The organism is Halalkalibacter sp. AB-rgal2, from assembly GCF_041821005.1.
Classification (GTDB): domain Bacteria; phylum Bacillota; class Bacilli; order Bacillales; family Bacillaceae_D; genus Halalkalibacter.
The window spans coordinates 66,080-85,168 of the sequence record NZ_JBGUAV010000019.1 but is presented as its reverse complement, the minus strand read 5'-3'; the positions used below and the strand labels follow the sequence as shown (position 1 = coordinate 85,168).

Below are 19,089 nucleotides of genomic sequence, written 5' to 3'. Positions count from 1 at the left end.
GGAGGAACTAGGTGACCTATCTCGTTTTTCGAATCATAAAAAAGTTAATGCATTTATTGGCATTGATATTCGAAGATATCAATCAGGTAAATACACTGGACAAGATCACATCAATAAACGAGGAAACCCTAAAGGAAAAAAATCTTATATTTTATTATCCGAAACATGATTCGCCAACAAAAAGCAGCTCCAAACCATATTGTCGATTAGTATTACAAATTAAAAAAGCAACCTACCCCCAAGAAGGACAGGGTTGCCGTGGTCGCTTGTATGAACAAGCTCATAAAATGTATGACTAGGAACCATACAAAATACGATTACTCGTACGCGGTCTCTATGGACCAATAATACATATTATATCGATAATTTTAAGCATCATACGCCGGGATGATAAGCAGGGCAGCCCTCGTCTCGTAGAAACAGATTAAACGCTTCATTAGGGATACTTTCAATTAAATGGTGGATATGAAAAGCAATATCGTTCGTTTGTAATTTCACTTCTAAATCTAAAGGCAAAACTAATTGATTCATGTTATAATTCTTAAACATAAGGACACTTCTTTCTGATTGGATTTGGTGTGGTAACTTAATTTTATCAGAAGATGTCCTTATTTTACTGTAAAAAATAATTAAAGCCAGTGAAATTTCCCTTTCAGAGGAGGGTTTTGTCCCAGCCTCTCTCTTGACCATTAATATCTATATTCCCTTTCTTCTAATTTAGATGCAGCAAGATAAACGAGTTGTTTAATCTCATTCATATTTTCCATTAATTCCGACGCTGTTTGCGGTTTAGCAAAGAAATACCCTTGAATAGTTGCTTCTAGATGAATCGGAATTTGATTAAGTTGTTCAATTGACTCAATTCCTTCAACAACAATTTGAATATTTAACAGCTCACATAAATGAAATACCGCTTTAATGATCGCTAGCTTTTTATCTGGTATTGGAATCTCATTCACAAACACTTTATCTAACTTGATTGTGTCTACAGGGAATCGTTCAATATATGAAAGTGAGGAATAACCAACTCCAAAGTCATCAATGGCTAATGTAATACCAGCTTCCCTTAATGCATGAACCTTCTGCATCGTCTCTGTTGAGACTTCAACAAGTATACGTTCTGTCACTTCAAAAGTTAAACGTTTTCCGCTTATGTTAAATGTATTGAGGTGAGTAAAAACGCGCGAGACGAAATCATCTGCCTTTAATTGTTCATATGATAGATTAATCGAAACTTTCGGCATTACAAATCCTTCTTGATCCCACTGCCATAACTGCTTACATACTTGCTCTATAATCCAGTCACCTAATACTCGGATAAATCCATTTTCCTCAGCAATTGGAATAAATTGATCAGGTGGAATGAATCCCTTTTTTGAATGGTTCCAACGTATAAGTGCTTCCACTGACATTACTTCACGAGTATGGACATTCACTAATGGTTGATAGTATAAAGTAAGCTCTTCTTTTCCAATAGCTTGATAAAGTTCTGTTTCAATCATAATCTCTTCATAAGAGCTTTTCATTTGGTCATGATAAAATACCAACATATTAGCACCTTGTCTTTTCGCATATGCTAATGTCGTTTCACAACGTTTGAATAGTTCTTCTACAGTTAGTGATTCTCCTTTGTATTGAACCGCCCCTATATTACAATTCATATGTAATGTTTGTGTTCGGACAACTGATGTATCTGTAAAAAAGCCGATGACTTTATTTAAATAGCTTCTGGCCGTTACTTCATCATCCGATTCAATGACAAGATAAAACTCATCTCCACTTGAACGAAACACTCGAATACTTTCATTTTCTAAATTTAATAAATATGTAGATAATTGAACAAGAAATTCATCACCAATTTGATGACCATACGACTCATTAATTCGACTCAACTTCAAGCAATCTAAGAGCGCAATATAAAACGAAACTTCTTGTTTCGTTAACTCTCTCAAGTAATTTTGTAATTTCTTACGATTTGGTAATTTCGTTAACGAATCCGTGGAAGTCAACTGTTCAACATAATCCTTTAACTCCATTTCTTCCGTAACATTTTGTAATGAAATCACTATTCCTTGAATCGTATTTTCGATTTGCATGGCACTGAGATGAATACGATAAATATGATTTCTCCCATTGTTTCTTTTTGTAAAAAGCATGTCCCTGTGAGTTAACAGACCTGAAAACATGTGGTCTATTATTTCTTTTACCTGCTTCCTTTCCTCTTGTGTCATCTCAGCTGTCAAGTCACACAACGTTGCCAATTCAGATTGAAAGAATAGCTGTGAAGCAGATGTTTGATAGGTTATCGTATAGTCATGGTTGATAATACACATAAAATCAGATGTTTGTTTTGCCAAAAGCTCCTGAGCTCGCTCTCGTTTCAACGTATTTTGCATATTATTAAAGTATGCCATCCCCATTCCTATCACACTTGCCACTGATTCCATTAAACGGTAATCAAACGTAGTAGGTTTAGTTATAGTAGAATGATACGCGACAAACGTCCCGATAACTTCTCCACTAGGCAATAAGATAGGCGTAGACCAACATGATTTAATGTTACATTCCAATGCAATTGCCTTAAAATTTTCCCAGTTCGAACACTGTTCAATATTTTCACAAATGACTGTTTTCTTATCAAGAATCGCCGGACCACATGTCCCTATAGTTCTCCCAATTTTAATTCCATCTACCATTTGTACGAATAAACTTGGAATCGATTGTCCTGCTGCAAAGCTTAAAGATTCATTCTTTTGATCATAGATCATAATGGAATAGTTACAGTCTGATTTCTGCTCTAATATTGTAATAACATTTCGGAGTGCTTCATTTAACTCCGTTGATTGTAAGAAGCGTTGAAGAATACAAGATTGATATTCGAATAGCTGTTGAGATTGGAGAAGAGATGTCATATCTTTCATAACGATGAAAAACGCTACATTGTCATGGCCATCAATTGGAATAATGTTAATGTCGACCTTTTTTTCCTCATGATTTAAAGAAATAGTCATCTGTTTAAAATATTGCGAAGATGTTTGCTGCTGTTGAATACATTTAATAATTGATTGCTTTTCCTCGTCACGATTGAAAAATTCAAACAAATTAATTTTTTTATTTTTTGGTAACTGTAAAAATACTTCAGCCTGCTTATTTGCAGAAATAATAAGCCCTTCTTGATTAATCATACAAATTGTATCGAAATTCCCATCATTCAGCCTTCGATATGTTCTTTCAGATTGCGATAACAATTGTTGATGCTTTGTAATCGATTGAATTTTACCTTCTAATTGATTCAAATCCTTGTACGTGGTGACATACAGAATATAACTTGTAATCGATATAAAAATAATTCCCTTGGTTGTTTGAAACAGCTGAATAAATTCAGTTGAATTCGTTAATCTCATAACGGCTATATCAGAAAAATATATCCACAAAAACGAAATGATAAAAAAAGTTCCACTTAATTTCAAGGCAGATTTTCTAGAAGATCCCATTGTTCGCCTCCCTTTTCTTATTCATTCTCAACACACCAACGACTATACATTCATACGTATTAGTCAAATAAACCTATATTTTTACTATATTCTACCTTAATCTTGTGTTTTTTAATAGGTAAAAAGAGTTAAAATCAAAAATTATAATGAAAAATGATAAGATAAAATTAAAAACATAAGACCACTGAAAAGACATCTTATCTTCTCAGTGGTCTTACGATCAAACGATTAAACTGTAATTAAACGCGTTATCATTAACCAATTGTTATGACAGCTACTGCCATATTCGGTAACGTAACCGTTAATTGTTCACCTTCCACTTCATAACCATCAAACGCTACTGGTTTCACATTCTCAGGGTTATCAAATGTATTATGTGCATTACGTTCTTCGGCAGTTAGGACACGCCCTGCGATATTTTCAACATTTGAAATCCCTCGCAATTCAACTGTAACCTTAGATTCTTCACTTGGATTAAGGTTACATAAGCTAAGATGAATCCTTCCATCAGCGTCCTTTGAAGCTGTTGCACTGACTGATGGTAAATTCTCATCATTTAGTTGATACGTATCGGTTTCAATAGATAAATCTAATTTTTCAGCATCTTGATGAACTTTGTACATTTCAAACACATGATAAGTTGGAGTTAAGATCATCTTTTCCCCTTCAGTTAATACCATTGCTTGAAGTACATTAACAGTTTGAGCAATGTTAGCCATTTGAACTCGGTCACTATGTTCGTGGAAAATATTAAAATGTAACCCCGCAACTAATGCATCGCGAATCGTATTTTGCTGATATAAGAATCCAGGATTTGTACCTGGCTCAACATCAAACCATGTTCCCCACTCATCAATAATCATTCCAATTCGCTTATCTGGATCATACTTGTCCATAATCGTCGAGTGTTTAGAAATCAGCTCATCCATATGAAGAGCCTTCTTCATCGTAATAAACCATTCTTCTTCACGCGCATCTAGTGCTGAGCCTTTATTCCAAAAGCCGTGAGGATGAACATAATAATGTAGACTTAATCCATCCATTAAATGAGCCGCTTCACGCATGAGTACCTCCGTCCAACGGTAATCATCAACGTTAGCACCACCAGCAATTTTATAAATTTTGTTATCACCGTAATTACGTACATACGTCTGAAATTGACGATATAAATCAGCATAAAACTCAGGGCGCATGTTTCCACCACAACCCCAGTTTTCATTACCTACTCCGAAATATGTTAATGACCACGGCTCTTTACGACCATTTTCGTTTCTCCAGTTCGCCATCGGTGATTCGCCATCAAAGGTCATATATTCAACCCATTCTGACATTTCTTGAACTGTTCCACTACCAACGTTTCCACAAATGTAAGGCTCTGCTCCTAACATATCACATAACATCATAAATTCATGTGTACCAAAATGGTTATTTTCAACGACTCCGCCCCAGTGCGTATTAACCATTCTCTTTCGATCTTCTCTAGGGCCTACTCCGTCCTTCCAATGATATTCATCGGCAAAACATCCTCCTGGCCAACGTAGAACTGGAATGTTAATGTTTTTTAACGCTTCTACCACATCATTTCTAATTCCATTTGTATTCTCGATATGAGAATCCTCGCCGACCCAAAAACCCTCATAAATACATCTACCGAGGTGCTCAGCAAAGTGTCCATAAATATTTTTATTAATCTTTCCCTTTGAAACATCTGTGTTAATAATGACTTTGTTTGTCATCATGTCTCCCTCCATCCTATTTGTTAAATCTTCTTTTGTACGTACAATATCAATCACATTTATATATAGCTTACTATACTAATGGGTTTTCGTATGAGCTAATTTAATCGCTTTATTCTTTGCTAAATACATAACAAATGCAATTGAATACAATGCAAAGCCAATGATATCCGTCATCGTAAGCATGATAGCAGCCCAGACACCTATCCAAATTAATACTTTATATTGAATCTCGTCATCTTGTAATTTAACAGCAATTAAGAAATTCACAATTGCACCAACAAAGATAAATAGAGAATAGATTAGGATCACTTGTAGAACATTATTCACCATTTGTGAACCTGCAATCATCGTATTCATATCTGTCTCTTCTAGTTTGATGGCTCCTTCTCGTTGAAACCATGTATAATATTGAAACATCGTAACGAGCGCAATCACAAGGTTCCATGCTGCACCAATGATGATAAAGGTTCGTTCCAGCTTTCTACTTACTTTCACACTAGCACCCATTGTTAATCAGTCCTTTGCAATCGAATTCAGTTGAAGAGTACTATGCATTCCAATGATTGTAAAGGCTTTTATCCTTTCAAACCTGCATTTAATTTAATCGCTTGAACAAAATATTTCTGAGCAAAGAAGAACAATAATAGCGTCGGAATAATCGCTAAGATTGCTGATCCCATTAGTTGTCCAATCATCCGGTAGTTACCATATACATCTTGAAGCAATAATAAACCTGCCGTTACTGGCATCTTCTGAACATCCGTATACACGATAACTGGCCATAAGAAATCATTCCATGAACCTACAAACGAGAACAAACCACAGACAATTAGAATTGGTTTAATTAATGGCACGATAATACTAATAAAAATCCTAAAATCACTTGCACCATCAACTCGTGCAGATTCATCTAACTCTTTAGGAATTCCCTTCATAAACTGCCTCACTAAGAATATGTTAGCCATTCCAGCTACCCCTGGTACGATCATCGCCCACGGTGTGTTAACCCAACCTAATATGTCAATGATCATATAAGATGGGATAATATTGACGACATTCGGAAAAAAGGAAATGGCTAGCAATGTAAAGAACAACACATCTCGTCCTTTAAAATTCATACGCGTATAACCATATCCTGTAATCGCAATGACAATAACAACTAGCAGCGTATGTGTTGTCGCAATAAAAATGGAATTCCATATCCATTGGAGAATAGGTGCAGTAGACGTGTTTTCTAAAATCGCCACATAGTTATCAACGATCCAGTTTACTGGTAACAACCGGAATCCCGCACTAACAACTTCCGTCTGAGAACGAAAGGAAGTCGTAATCCCATAAAATACAGGTATGACCCAAATCGCACTCACGATAATCAAAAAGAGATACGATAAATACTTTGACACTTTTATATTTTCAAACATTTGGTTATCCCTACCTTTCTTCATCAATTAAAATTCTACACGACACTTAGGAAGTGGAATGGCGATTCATTAAATAATATTGAATTGCAGAGATAACTAAAATAACTAATCCAAGTAATACAGCCATTGCCGAAGCCATACCCGCAATCGATTCACCATGACTAAATGCCAAATCACGAATATACATCATTAATACGGTCGTACTTTGTCTCGGACCACCTTCTGTCATCATTAACGGTTGAGCAAAGACATTGAAAGCACCCGCCGTTGTCATAATAAGTGTATAAATTAACGGAAACTGAATAGACGGTAACGTAATACTAAAAAACTTACGGACAGGTCCTGCACCATCAATTTCTGCTGACTCATATAATTCCTCAGATACACTACTAATCGAAGCACGATAAATGATCATATTACCTCCAATACCGGCCCATACGGTGATAACAACAATCGTAATCCAAGCGTATGGTTGAGTGGCAGCCCAAACGACATCAGATCCAAACAAATTATTAACAATCCCTAATTGCCGATTGAAAATAAGGGACCAAATAAGAGCTGCAGCAGATATGGAAATAAGACCTGGAATAAAGATAAGTGTCTGAAAGAGATTTTTCATTTTCACTTCTTTATGTTCCAATGAAGCGGCAATTAATAATGGTATAATAATCATAAATGGAACGCTAAAGAAGACAAAAATAAACGTATTCTTCATCCCATTAAAGAATTGACGGTAAAAGGTCGATTCCTCATTAAGGAGAATCGTACGATAGTTATCTAAACCAACCCACACTGGGTCAGATACCATGTTCCATCTTGTAAAAGACGCATAAATACCGTAAACCGACGGTATTAAAATAAAGACGATAAATAAAATGAGATGGGGGCCAATAAAGGCAAGCGGAGCCCAATTTATCTTTTTCTTCACCGTTATACAACCTCCTTTGTTTAAAAGTAATGTGCCATTCAAAAGAAATGGCACATTACTTACGTACATCTATTCCTCTTCTGCTTCCTCAAGCTCTTCAATTACATTTTCTAGATCTAACGTTCCCTGTTCTACTCGGTCAACAACAAAGGATTGCATTTCCGCTAACCCTTGATCAATGTCCATCTCTCCATGAACAAGATCAGCGACATACGTATCAATTGCTTCTGCTACATACGGATAATGCTCATACGTATAAATGTGAAGAGCTTCCGTTTGTTGTTCAGTCGAAGTAAAGAATGACTGCATATAGTTGTCATATTCTGGACTTTCAATCACATCGACACTGGCAACAATTTGACCAGCTTCAGCCCATTCAATTGAATTCTCACGAACAAACTCTAAGAAATCAGCAATAACTTCTACTTTTTCATCAGTGCGATCTTCACTTCTCAGCATCGAGAATAAGTGTGAAGAAGCACGATTATGGAACACATCTGGCTCAAATGAGTATACGTTCGTCACACCAAAGTTTAAATCTTCCACCATACCGTGTCCAAGTGAGCTCCACGTACCATCCGTTGAGAAGATGACATCGCCTGCTTGGAATGATAAATAACCATCTTCACCATACGGTGTCATTAACCCAGCATCTGCTAGTTGTTTAATCGCTTCAATCGCTTCTCTCATTTCAGGAGTGTTAACAGCAGGATCTCCATTTTTATCCTCAACGTCTCCACCAAGGTTCTGGATTTGCGCTAACACAACCCAACCTAACAACGCATCATTTAATACATACTGTCCTTCATCCATTTGACCTTGAAGTTCAAGCATTTCATCAAAGGTCACAACATCATCGTCAAGCCAATGCTCAACGCCATATTTTTCTAATAGGTCTTGATTGTAGTACATCGCGCTACTATGAATATCCAATGGAATCGTATAAACAGTTCCATCAACAACCCCAGAGTTCCATGCTTCTTCAATATAATTCTCTTCTTTTAATTCAGGTTGCTGGGCCATCACTTCATCCATTGTTTCTAATAAGTCTTGATTCACAAAGTTCGGAACACGATCGGCATGAATCAACGTTAAATCAGGAATACCACTTCCAGAGTTCAATACGGTGTAAAGGTTCGTATATAGATCCGAGGTGACGACGTGATTCACTTCAAATTCTGGCTCTGTTTCATTAAAGGCTTGAACGAGAGCGTCCATGTTAGCTCCGTCTTCACCAGTTAACGGCGTCCAGAACTCAACCTGATTCTGATTCCCGCCACAACCTACTAATACAACGACAAGCAAAGAAAGCCCTAATAAAAATTTCATTGGATTTTTCATGTTTCTTCCCCCTTATTAAATGTCTCGTTTTAACTCGCTCAGTCGATAATATAGATGGCGTAACTCCAACTAAGTAGAATAATAGTTGGTATCGTTTACATTTTGAATAAAGGTAATTGTCAAGCCTCTTCTTTATCGAAAAAGTACAAATGAATAGCCTCCCAATATGTACGAACATGTAAAGTATTGAAAACGCTTAATAAAAAATTTGTACTTATGAGCTGTTGTTAGTAATTATATATAACTCTATTATGTTTAGCAATACTTTTTTCACTATTTTTATTAATAATTAATATTTTGATTATAGTTAATATTTTCATTTATAATAAACTATTATAGTAACTAATTAAACTTCCGTCTAATTGGGTCATTTCAAAGTAATCATAACTACTTTTTCGTTTATTATACTAGGATTTCAACCAATTCACACTAAAAACTATAAAAAACAATCAAAAATTTTTTATCTTTTATTTAACTTTATTGTTTATGGTACCCATCATTAATTTAATGAATTTATTAGTCATTAAATCATACAACCTCAATCCGAAACTAAAAAAGTATTACAAAGGAAGGTTGCTAACCCTTTGTAATACCGCCACTATACTATGAAGCCGTATCGATTTTTTCCTGTTTCCCATGTTTGACTAAAGCTTTTTTCTCCCACTTTCTTGAACGCCACCTTGCCCATAATGCAAGCCCACGAACCCATTCATCAGCGATAAAAGCAACCCAAATTCCTATTAGTCCCCAGCCAAAATGAATACCTAGCATGTAATAAAGAGGAACACTGAACATCCAGATAACGAGTACGGACACGATCATTAAGTAACGAGCATCCCCAGACGCTTGCAAAGTAGCGCCATATACTAGATTCAAACAACGCCCCGGTTCTAATAAGAAGCCCATTAATAGTAAAACTGCTCCCATTTGAATAATTTCGGGATCTGAGGAGAAAAGACTAAGTAAAGGTTCACGAACAAGGACAATAAGTACTGTCATCGCTAAAGCAAGAACCATGCTCCATCGTGTATTTCGAATACCTTGACGATACGCCTCTTCCATTTTCCCTGCACCAATTAGTCGTCCAGTTAATATTTGTGACCCTCTACCGAGAGAAATCCCCAACACCATGACAAAAAACAGAACATTTAACGTATAAATTCTCGTAGCTAGCATTTGAGTACCAAGTAACGTAATAAATGCAGTTGTAACTATTTGACTGCTAGAATATGAAATGATTGTCATTGATGAAGGAATTCCAATGCTTAATACTTTTTTTAATCGTTCTTTCTGAATATGAATGAAATCATTCCAAGTTAAGCGAAGGTTGACTCGATAATATAAAACTAATGCAAATGCAATAAGAGCAAGAAATTGACTAGTTGCTGTTGAAATCGCAACTCCGAGAACCCCCCATTGTGGAAAACCAAACGCTCCATAAATAAACAAATAATTCCCAAAAATATTCATGATGTTCATTCCACCACTTACATACATCGTTTCCTTTGTAAAACCGTGAGTTTGGATCACAACAGACATCGTAACAATCATCGCTTGAAAAACAAGCGCTCCACCAACAATCATTAAAAATAATTGCGCTTGAGAAAACAACTCTTTATCTAATTGAAAAATACTAAGTAACGGAGAACTACATATAATAAGAACGGTAGCTACAAGTAACCCAAATAAAAAATTAATAAGAATACCATTACCTGTGTACTTTCTAATTTCTCCATATTTTTTTGCTCCGATATACTGAGCAATAACGACTGAAGTGCCAGTAGCAATAAATTGAAACAAAAAGAACATAAACATAATAATCTGATTCGCCACTCCAACTGCAGCTACCGCTTCATCAGATACTTGACTTAACATAAATGTATCTGCAGTACGTAACGAAAAATGAAGCAATGATTCAATAAATATCGGCCATGTAACTGCAATTAACGATACTTGTTTCACATTTGCATTCGACATAAACGCTCCTTCTCCAAGATGAAAATATTCGCTAAACAATAAAATCATTAACAAGGTTCATTCATTTTACTAAATATCGAACGATAACAAAAGCATAAATATTTCGAAACTAGAAATTTATGTTCGACAATAATTAGTAAACATATAGCCACAACCAATGAAGACATTCACTGAGACAGAAGGATTGACTGGCTTTGAAGAACGTATTTCCCATGTGATATACAAGTCAGATCGAATCCGATCATTTAGACTGCATCGTTGGAAGAATAGGTGAAGGTCGGTCAAAAATAACAGGGCATTTAAATAAAGTTGGTTTTATCGTTAGTGGCATTACGAAAAATGGGCTTTCTTCGCTTTCGTCCATTAGGAGGATGGTGGGGCATGTTCTTCTTTCACAATGCGTTAAAGTATTATCAAAACAAAAAGACATTTCTGGTGTTATCAAACTCAAAACGTTATATTCATGGTCATGTTTCCATTGTTCATTATGACATGCTGTTCATTTATTATGAGAGGACATTAGACAGCTTGTTGAGCACACGATCCAAACGATAGTTAGTTTATCTTAATGTCACTGGTGTAGCGACATGTTTTAAGCCCGTCTATGAGAAAAACGTCTCATAGACGGGCGAGCGGCCACCTTTTTTAATAAATTGACGATCATTCCCATGATTCAGCCAACTACAATCCCTAATACTAAAACATTATGACCCACTTTATTATATATATCCGCTTCGTCACATACCAAGAGCACGCACAATAAACTAGAGTCCTACTTCAAGTCTTAAATACAGCCTGAACCCCTAACACATGTTCATAAAAGGACCACACATTTTAGATATTTCTAAATAAGTGTGGATCCTTATTTAATTCTTGTTCGATTTATAGCACCCGACCATTGAAGAATACAAGATATATTCTCCTGTTCCCCGTCCTAAAATACCATTTATGACGAAAAACAGACTTATCACTACACTAAAATTAATGAATAATAACTCAATCTCTTTCCTTTGCTCTTTGTGCATCTCTAATATTCTTTTGAACCGTTACAGCAGCAAATAAACTAAGAACAAATGACATAGCGTAAAAACCCTTTTCACTCAAAATAATACTCCCTGCATTATACAAGCCGATAGCCATTAGGGAAACAGCTACAACAAGTGCAAACCAACTAATACCATAATAAATACCAGTTACTGGTATCCCCTCGTCTTTATCTCTTACTGCTTTTTGTAAAGATACTGCTGAATAAAGTCCAAATATTAAAACGGCAAAGTAATATCCTTTTTCGTTCAATTGCATCGATGCATTAAACAAACCAATTAGATAAGCAGTAACGCCTATTAACAACGCTGCCCAAGAAGCCCCTTTGAAAGCTGGAGTCGGTTCTCCCTCTTTCCTTTCTATTTTCAGCTTTAACTCATTTTGTTTTCCTTTAACTAATAAAATTTCATCATCATTAGACATTGAATGTTTCGCCTCGCTCATTTTATCGAATAAAATAGAGCACTTGCAGATACACGGTACCGGCGCTCCTATCTATTTCTATTATATAGAAAATTCTTATAAATCATAGATAATTTTGTTATTAATAACAGATTAAAAATTTTTGTACGCATAACTAATTTTGATGAAGCTAGACGATTTGTGATTGAAATTCTTCAAAAAAGGTCCATTTATTACTTCGTTTACGTTCATCTTATCCACTACTTTCTTATTCTCAACAGTTTAATAAAGGAATATTGAAAATAGTACCCCTTTTTCCCTTGAATAAATTTCATTAATATTCGTGATCCTATGACTAGTACATAAATGGCACTGAAAAAGTTAAGTTACATTTTTTCAGAGGTCTCACATACAAGGAGGTTCCTAAATGGAGCAGACTAACCTGCAATTAATGAAAACACTTACCGAAACAGAAGGATTGCCTGGCTTTGAAGAACGTATTTTCCATGTGATGAAAACCGAAATTGCCTCTCATACGAGTCAGATCGAATCCGATCACTTAGGCAGCATCGTTGGAAGAATAGGTGAAGGTCGGTCAAAAATATTGTTAGCAGGGCATTTAGATGAAGTTGGCTTTATCGTTAGCGGCATTACGAAAAATGGCTTTCTTCGCTTTCGTCCATTAGGAGGATGGTGGGGGCATGTTCTTCTTTCACAACGTGTTAAAGTATTATCAAAACAAAAAGATATTACTGGTGTTATCGGCTCAAAGGCTCCTCATGTACTCACTCCTGAGGAGAGAAAAAAGGTTCTTACTCTTGATAAAATGTTTATTGATATCGGGGCAAGCTCTCGCGAAGAAGTAGAATCATATGGAGTTGCTATCGGTGACCCAATTGCAACCATTTGCCCATTCGAGTCACTATCTAATGAAAAAATGCTATTAAGTCGAACGTGGGATAATCGAGCAGGTTGCTACATCGCTTTAAAGGTTTTAGAAAGGTTAAAGCAGGAAAAGCTTCCAAACACACTTTATTCAGGTGCAACCGTTCAAGAAGAAGTTGGTTTACGTGGAGCAGAGACGTTAGCCAATATGATTCAGCCTCAAATAGCGTTTGCGACAGATGTAGGTGTTGCAGGTGATATACCAGGGAAGAATAAGGAAGAAACGAGCTTAGAGCTAGGTAAAGGTCCTGTTCTCTGCTTCATGGACCGATCAATGATTCCTCACCGTAAGCTTCGGGATTTTGTTGTAAATATCGCAAAAGAGCATTCAATTCCTTATCAAATTGACATTATGACCGGCGGGGGAACGGATGCTGGTAAATTCCATTTAAACCATCATGGTGTACCAACGTTAGTCGTCAGTGTGGCCTCACGTTATATTCATAGCCATGTTTCCATTGTTCATTATGACGACTTAGAACATGCTGTCACCTTATTATGCGAGGTCATTAAACAGCTTGATGATAAGACAATTCAGTCGATTATCGGTTTATCCTAACATCAATCTGGAGGAAGTTCTACTTTATAGGTTCCTTCCTCCAACTAATCTGTTGAAAGCAGGTTTTTTTCGAACATTCTCTTCACCATTGAAAGAAAAATTTTAATGACATCGTAATCGTCGTATAGGCAACAACACCGATAGCAAATGTAATAAAGTGTGACTCTTCATCAGGAGGTAGCTCATATTTTAGAACATTCAAAATCATAGCTCCAGAAATAAAAGCAAAAATAATCGATTCCGTCAATGGAGATAATGGAACGGTCATCCCCATCACCCAGCCTGCTACAATTCCTAACGCTAACACATAACGGCCCATTTTATTATAAATATCTGCATATTCTCGCCACATATCATGAGCAACCGCAACAAAGTGAAGACCTACCGCTAAGCCATAAAATACAGCCTGAATTCCCAATACATCATGTGAAATAATCGTATAAGCAACGAGCATATTATAGAAGCCAAAAAAGAGAATTTGTAACCAAAATAGCGTACGCACCTTTTTAGTTTCATCCTCCCTTTCTGCATTTCTAACGACTTTCTGTATTCCATAAAAGATCAGAACACCTAAAAGCCCAATAAAATACAGCTCAGATTCCATACTAAAGTAATCTCCATACTGTTTTACGTGCAATTGCTCTTTATGTAAGGTCGGTAGTACGTAAACAAATACATAGGAAACAGCTAGACCACCTGAAAAAGAAAACCATTTCAAGCGATGGATCCGCTTAGATGGAATTAATTCATTTGCAAACAAATGAATGATAATAAAAACGAGTCCCATAATAAAAGCATCAATTGACATACGCTGTCTCCTTCATTTTAAATCCTTTCTCTAGCATCCTTCCATCATTTGAAATCTATGTCAATTACTAATAACTTCTTTCACTCTTCCTACAATACCACTTTCAAGCATCACTTTTATACCATGAGGATGAGTTGCTGATTTTGTTAAAACTTTGGCAACAATCCCTTCTGTTAGCTGGCCTGTACGTTGGTCTTGCTTTTGAACGACCCTTACTTTTAAACCTTGTTTGATTTGCATTTTGTTCTCTCCTTTTTCAATGATAGCGTAACATAATGAACAGTTTATAAGCTATTTGCCCTATATCAACGAAAAACAAATAAGATATGAAACGCTCCAAATACTACAGACAGAAGCGAAATGGCAAATATGAATCGATACATATTCTTTTTATTAGCATCTTTATTTTCTATGTGCACCTGGCTAATCCATAAAAACAAGGTAACACTCAGTAAAAATGGAACTATTTCTTCTTTTTTTGTAAAGCTTGTCCAAATAACTAAACAAGTAGAGATAACCATCATAATGAATAGAGTTAATTTTAAGTAAGACTTAAGGCTCTCTCGCCAAACCGTTTCCATTTCGTTCGACTCCCTTTAACTTTGGCTAATTATGCACAATGACGTTTTCTTTTTCCACTTTATTTTAGCATACAGATAGAAAAACCCCCAAAAGAGTTATACACCTTTTAGGAGTTATTTAGTCCTATCATTTGTCTTTTCGAAAATCGATACTGTACCTTCTTCTACTTTCTTGATTCTTTCCTCTTGTTCTAAAAATAAACAAAACGTATTGACAGCCTTCGTAGGTTCGGCCTGGATTTGATCTAAATATTGCTCCCTTGATTGATCAGGAATTCTCGTACTTTTCGTAATTCGATCAGTCATATAATCCACACTCGTTTGAAACATTTGTTTATTCACATGCATTGATTCTTTAAATAATGCTAATCCAAATGCACCAGATAAAGCAGCAATGACCACGATCAGCATCATTTCTTGACTAATCCCAATTTGAAACAATATAATGCCTAAATTCATCATCGAAAATGTGATAAGTGGAATCGATATAAAGGTATATATGGTGCTTTTTTTCATAAATGGTTTGAGTTTCGATTGAATTTTTGCGAGTTCTTTTGCTATATATGGTGATTGCTTTTGATTTGCTTTAAAAGACATCATCTCATACACCTCTTTACTCGTTTCTTTATCTTCTTCCTCTAAAAATAAGGATAAACTTAATTAATTGTAAAATAGCCATTAACGTACTTGCGACATAAGTTAAGGCAGCTGCATTTAAGACATTGCTTATCCCTTTTTCTTCTTGATTCTCGATTAAACCGAGATCAACTAGTTTCTTTCTAGCTCTATTACTTGCATCAAATTCGACTGGCAAAGTGACCACCTGAAATAGAACAGCTGCAGCAAATAAAACAATTCCGACACCAATTAAATTCATCATATCAAGGACAAAACCACCAATGAATAAAAAGGGAGCAACCTGCGAGCCGATATTAGCGACTGGAAACAATCGATGACGGAGTAGTAGCATTCCGTAACGTGTATCATCTTGAATAGCATGACCGACTTCATGAGCTGCTACAGCCAATGAGGAAATTGAATTCCCTGCAAATACTGGATCTGATAATCGGACCGTTTTGGCTGTCGGATCATAGTGATCAGATAATGTCCCATTTCGTGAATGCTCGACCTTCACATGAGATAAGCCTTCTTTATCTAAGATCAAACGTGCCACTTGCGCACCAGTTAAATTAGAAGACGCTCGTACGCGTGACCATTTCTCAAAATTCCCTTTTACTTTCGTTTGTGCCCATAGTGCTAATCCTAAAGCAGCAAAAATCAAAAAATCCATTGGATGAAAAATCATTTAATCCATACTCCTTTTCTAATGAAGCAATAGAAGCATCGGTACATATCAACTTTGAATACTTAACAAAATTGTCCGATCACAAACTTCTGCTTCCATTCCTTTGTCTTGTAATTCCTTAACTATTTGCTTAACTGACTTTGATACAACGTCTTGAATCTTGTGTCCTGTAGAATTCTCTTTGTTCACATTCTTACCAACAAATTCATGTTTCATAAACACTCCACCCTCCAACTGTATCCTTTAATACTATTATAAAAATAATATATGAACTGAGTATGAACAAACAGCAAAGAAATATGTAAAATCATAGAATATAGGGAGTATCCTCTTTTTCACTTTATAATCGAACCATAATAATGGAACCGTTCCCTTCCTCACTCATTACCTCAATTGAGTATTGATGAATAGTGAGTATTCTTTTTACAATCGACAATCCAAGTCCATTTCCTTCAACGGCACTACTTCTCGCTTTATCAACTTTGTAAAAGCGATCAAATAATTGAGGTATTGAATCTTCTGGAATTCCTTTTCCAGTGTCTTTTATCCGAACTACTAAACCTCTCATTTCACGTTCAATTTCAATAGTGACTTGTCCATTTTCAGGAGTATATTTAATCGCATTTGTTAGTAGATTTACCCATACTTGCCCCATCAAATCTTGATCTGCATAAATTTCAGCCTTTTCTAACTCTAATGACACGTAAATACTCTTCTCTTTCCATAAAGGCTCTGTTGCAAGCACAGTTCGTCGTAATTGTTCATCTAAACGATACGACTCAGGACTATAGGGATGCTGCTCAGAATCAAGAGAAGCGAGTCGTAATAGGTTCTCACTCAAACGAGATAGCCGTTCTGTTTCTTGATAAATAATATCTAAATATTCCTTTTGATGTTGCTTTGGGACAACATCGTCTTTAATCGCTTTCGTGAATCCTCTAATCGACGTAATCGGCGATTGAATCTCATGTGAAACGCTATTAACAAAATCCTCACGCATTTGATCAATTTTCTCTACTTCTGAGGCCATATGGTTAAAGCTTGAAATCAATTCTCCAACTTCATCTTTTTTCTTCGTCTCCATTCGAACTGAGAAATTCCCCTTCGCCATTTCCCTAGCTGCATTCGTTAATTTTTTTACGGGATTCACCAAATAACGAGAAGCAAGTAAAATAAGCCCACTGCCAATCATAAGGACGAGACATAACGTGAAAAAAACCACCTTCTGAAGTGATTCAAATTCCTCTTCATAATTTACAAAAACAAATAAAGCATGCATTTCGTCATCAACAATCGAAACAGGAATTCCAATGATTCTGTAAGCATCCTTATGTTCATACGGTAATATATACGTTTCCCCTTGATTCAGTGATGTTACCTGCTGAACAATTGCCTGAGACACTTCATTGGCAAATGGCGAGTTTTCCTCAATCATTGCTCCTTCTTCACTAACAATTACAGCATTAAAATAGTACGTTTTAATGGTATCCATTAGTTGAGGTAGATCATCTACATCGGTTAGTTCGATAATTTCGGCAACTCCTGAGGACATATTCGAAATTTCCTCATCAAAAATCACCTCATAATGAAAGAAAGATGAAGAAATAAAAAAAGCGCTCGCTAAACTAATCAGAACAACTCCGATAAATATGATAACAATTTGCAAGTATACACTCTTTTTTAACATACTACACCTCCTCAAGACGATATCCTAATCCTCTCACCGTTGTAATCGTCAATTCAGGAAATGCGGTTAATTGCTCACGAAGTCGTTTAATGTGTACATCTACCGTTCGTTCATCTCCCTCATAGTCGTAGCCCCAAATCTTTTCAATGAGCTGAGCTCTCGTAAAGATTTTTCCTGATGAGTGAGCAAGAGTAAATAATAGTTCGCATTCCTTCTTTTTCAAATAAAGAATTTCCTCTTTAGATTGAACAATGAGCTTATCTACGTCAATTGTCGTTGAACCGACTGTCGCTTTACTTGTTGAATTCACATGATACCGTTTTAATAATGCTTGGACTCGTAATAATAATTCAACAGGATCGAATGGCTTCACAACATAATCATCAGTACCAGCTCTAAATCCTTTTACTTTATCCCGCGATTCACTTTTGGCCGTTACCATTAAGATTGGAATATCTAAAAAGGATCGTATATCTTCTGTTAGCTCAATCCCATCTACATACGGCATCATCACATCGACAATGGCTAAATCAATCGGATGCGTCGTTAACATCGTAAGTGCTTCCTTCCCATCAGCTGCCTCAATCACTTGAAAATGACTATTTTCTAAATATAAGCGAATTAATTTTCGAATATGTGCATCATCATCTACGACCAAAATGGTGTTCATTCCACTCACCTAGCTTTCATTATTGTTCAACTTTTCCACTTAGTATATCACTTCAATATGAACTGATTATGAATTAATACCCTCTTACTTCTTCTAGATCTTATTTTGTGACATCATGGCCGATTTACCCGATTCTCATTTTCATACATATATTAAAGAGAAACTTATAAATTGTTTCCTTTTTGCT

At 35.9% G+C, this 19,089-nt stretch carries 19 protein-coding genes and 1 pseudogene; 3 read left to right on the top strand and 17 right to left on the bottom strand.

The annotated features are described in order from the left end of the window. Positions 1-55 precede the first annotated feature (55 nt). Positions 56-169 carry a hypothetical protein gene (locus ACERJO_RS21075; protein WP_483867210.1) on the top strand — a complete coding sequence of 38 codons (114 nt, stop codon included), beginning with the start codon at positions 56-58 and terminating at the stop codon, positions 167-169. 192 nt (positions 170-361) lie between these two features. Here the strand turns inward: ACERJO_RS21075 and ACERJO_RS14760 are convergent. The 8 genes and pseudogenes from ACERJO_RS14760 to ACERJO_RS14725 form a co-directional block, all read right to left on the bottom strand. Continuing rightward, a pseudogene (locus tag ACERJO_RS14760) lies at positions 362-549 on the bottom strand (transposase); the annotation flags it as partial. A gap of 140 nt (positions 550-689) precedes the next feature. Then, positions 690-3,494: an EAL domain-containing protein gene (locus tag ACERJO_RS14755; protein WP_373647975.1), complete on the bottom strand. Its 2,805-nt coding sequence runs from the start codon at positions 3,492-3,494 to the stop codon at positions 690-692. 254 nt (positions 3,495-3,748) lie between these two features. Further along, on the bottom strand, positions 3,749-5,230 hold the full coding sequence (locus ACERJO_RS14750; RefSeq protein ID WP_274169712.1) for an alpha-N-arabinofuranosidase: 1,482 nt from the start codon (positions 5,228-5,230) through the stop codon (positions 3,749-3,751). Between the two features lie 78 nt (positions 5,231-5,308). After that, complete coding sequence (locus ACERJO_RS14745) at positions 5,309-5,740, bottom strand: hypothetical protein (protein WP_373647974.1); 432 nt, start codon at positions 5,738-5,740, stop codon at positions 5,309-5,311. Between the two features lie 68 nt (positions 5,741-5,808). After that, positions 5,809-6,654 (bottom strand): carbohydrate ABC transporter permease, encoded by an 846-nt coding sequence (locus ACERJO_RS14740; protein ID WP_373647973.1) that lies wholly within the window; start codon positions 6,652-6,654, stop codon positions 5,809-5,811. Positions 6,655-6,700: 46 nt separating this feature from the next. Next, positions 6,701-7,582 (bottom strand): carbohydrate ABC transporter permease, encoded by an 882-nt coding sequence (locus ACERJO_RS14735; RefSeq protein ID WP_247106412.1) that lies wholly within the window; start codon positions 7,580-7,582, stop codon positions 6,701-6,703. A 69-nt stretch (positions 7,583-7,651) separates the two neighbouring features. Then, complete coding sequence (locus ACERJO_RS14730; protein ID WP_373647972.1) at positions 7,652-8,923, bottom strand: extracellular solute-binding protein; 1,272 nt, start codon at positions 8,921-8,923, stop codon at positions 7,652-7,654. Positions 8,924-9,526: 603 nt separating this feature from the next. Beyond that, a complete protein-coding gene (locus ACERJO_RS14725; protein ID WP_247106409.1) occupies positions 9,527-10,900 on the bottom strand; it encodes an MATE family efflux transporter in 1,374 nt (457 codons plus the stop codon). A gap of 230 nt (positions 10,901-11,130) precedes the next feature. On the opposite strand from ACERJO_RS14725, the gene ACERJO_RS14720 reads away from it, so the two are divergent. Continuing rightward, a complete protein-coding gene (locus ACERJO_RS14720) occupies positions 11,131-11,391 on the top strand; it encodes a hypothetical protein (RefSeq protein ID WP_373647977.1) in 261 nt (86 codons plus the stop codon). Positions 11,392-11,896: 505 nt separating this feature from the next. On the opposite strand, the gene yiaA is transcribed toward ACERJO_RS14720, so the two are convergent. After that, positions 11,897-12,367 (bottom strand): inner membrane protein YiaA, encoded by a 471-nt coding sequence (gene yiaA, locus ACERJO_RS14715; RefSeq protein ID WP_247106406.1) that lies wholly within the window; start codon positions 12,365-12,367, stop codon positions 11,897-11,899. A 406-nt stretch (positions 12,368-12,773) separates the two neighbouring features. Here yiaA and ACERJO_RS14710 point away from each other — a divergent pair, with 406 nt between their 5' ends. Then, entirely contained in the window at positions 12,774-13,850 is a 1,077-nt protein-coding gene (locus ACERJO_RS14710) for a M42 family metallopeptidase (protein ID WP_373647971.1), read from the top strand. An 82-nt stretch (positions 13,851-13,932) separates the two neighbouring features. Here ACERJO_RS14710 and ACERJO_RS14705 read toward each other — a convergent pair whose 3' ends face one another. The 8 genes from ACERJO_RS14705 to ACERJO_RS14670 form a co-directional block, all read right to left on the bottom strand. Continuing rightward, positions 13,933-14,658, bottom strand: coding sequence for a hypothetical protein (locus tag ACERJO_RS14705; protein WP_247106404.1), 726 nt, complete (start codon positions 14,656-14,658; stop codon positions 13,933-13,935). Positions 14,659-14,718: 60 nt separating this feature from the next. Next, complete coding sequence (locus ACERJO_RS14700) at positions 14,719-14,898, bottom strand: YwbE family protein (RefSeq protein ID WP_247106403.1); 180 nt, start codon at positions 14,896-14,898, stop codon at positions 14,719-14,721. Between the two features lie 65 nt (positions 14,899-14,963). Continuing rightward, entirely contained in the window at positions 14,964-15,239 is a 276-nt protein-coding gene (locus tag ACERJO_RS14695; RefSeq protein ID WP_373647970.1) for a hypothetical protein, read from the bottom strand. A 114-nt stretch (positions 15,240-15,353) separates the two neighbouring features. Further along, positions 15,354-15,836, bottom strand: a complete 483-nt coding sequence (locus ACERJO_RS14690; RefSeq protein WP_247106401.1) for a DUF5392 family protein — start codon at positions 15,834-15,836, stop codon at positions 15,354-15,356. 28 nt (positions 15,837-15,864) lie between these two features. Beyond that, positions 15,865-16,545 (bottom strand): zinc metallopeptidase, encoded by a 681-nt coding sequence (locus ACERJO_RS14685; protein ID WP_373647969.1) that lies wholly within the window; start codon positions 16,543-16,545, stop codon positions 15,865-15,867. Between the two features lie 48 nt (positions 16,546-16,593). After that, on the bottom strand, positions 16,594-16,761 hold the full coding sequence (locus ACERJO_RS14680; RefSeq protein WP_247106397.1) for a hypothetical protein: 168 nt from the start codon (positions 16,759-16,761) through the stop codon (positions 16,594-16,596). A 124-nt stretch (positions 16,762-16,885) separates the two neighbouring features. After that, positions 16,886-18,232, bottom strand: a complete 1,347-nt coding sequence (locus ACERJO_RS14675; RefSeq protein ID WP_373647968.1) for a sensor histidine kinase — start codon at positions 18,230-18,232, stop codon at positions 16,886-16,888. A 1-nt stretch (position 18,233) separates the two neighbouring features. Further along, entirely contained in the window at positions 18,234-18,902 is a 669-nt protein-coding gene (locus ACERJO_RS14670) for a response regulator transcription factor (protein ID WP_373647967.1), read from the bottom strand. Positions 18,903-19,089 lie beyond the last annotated feature (187 nt).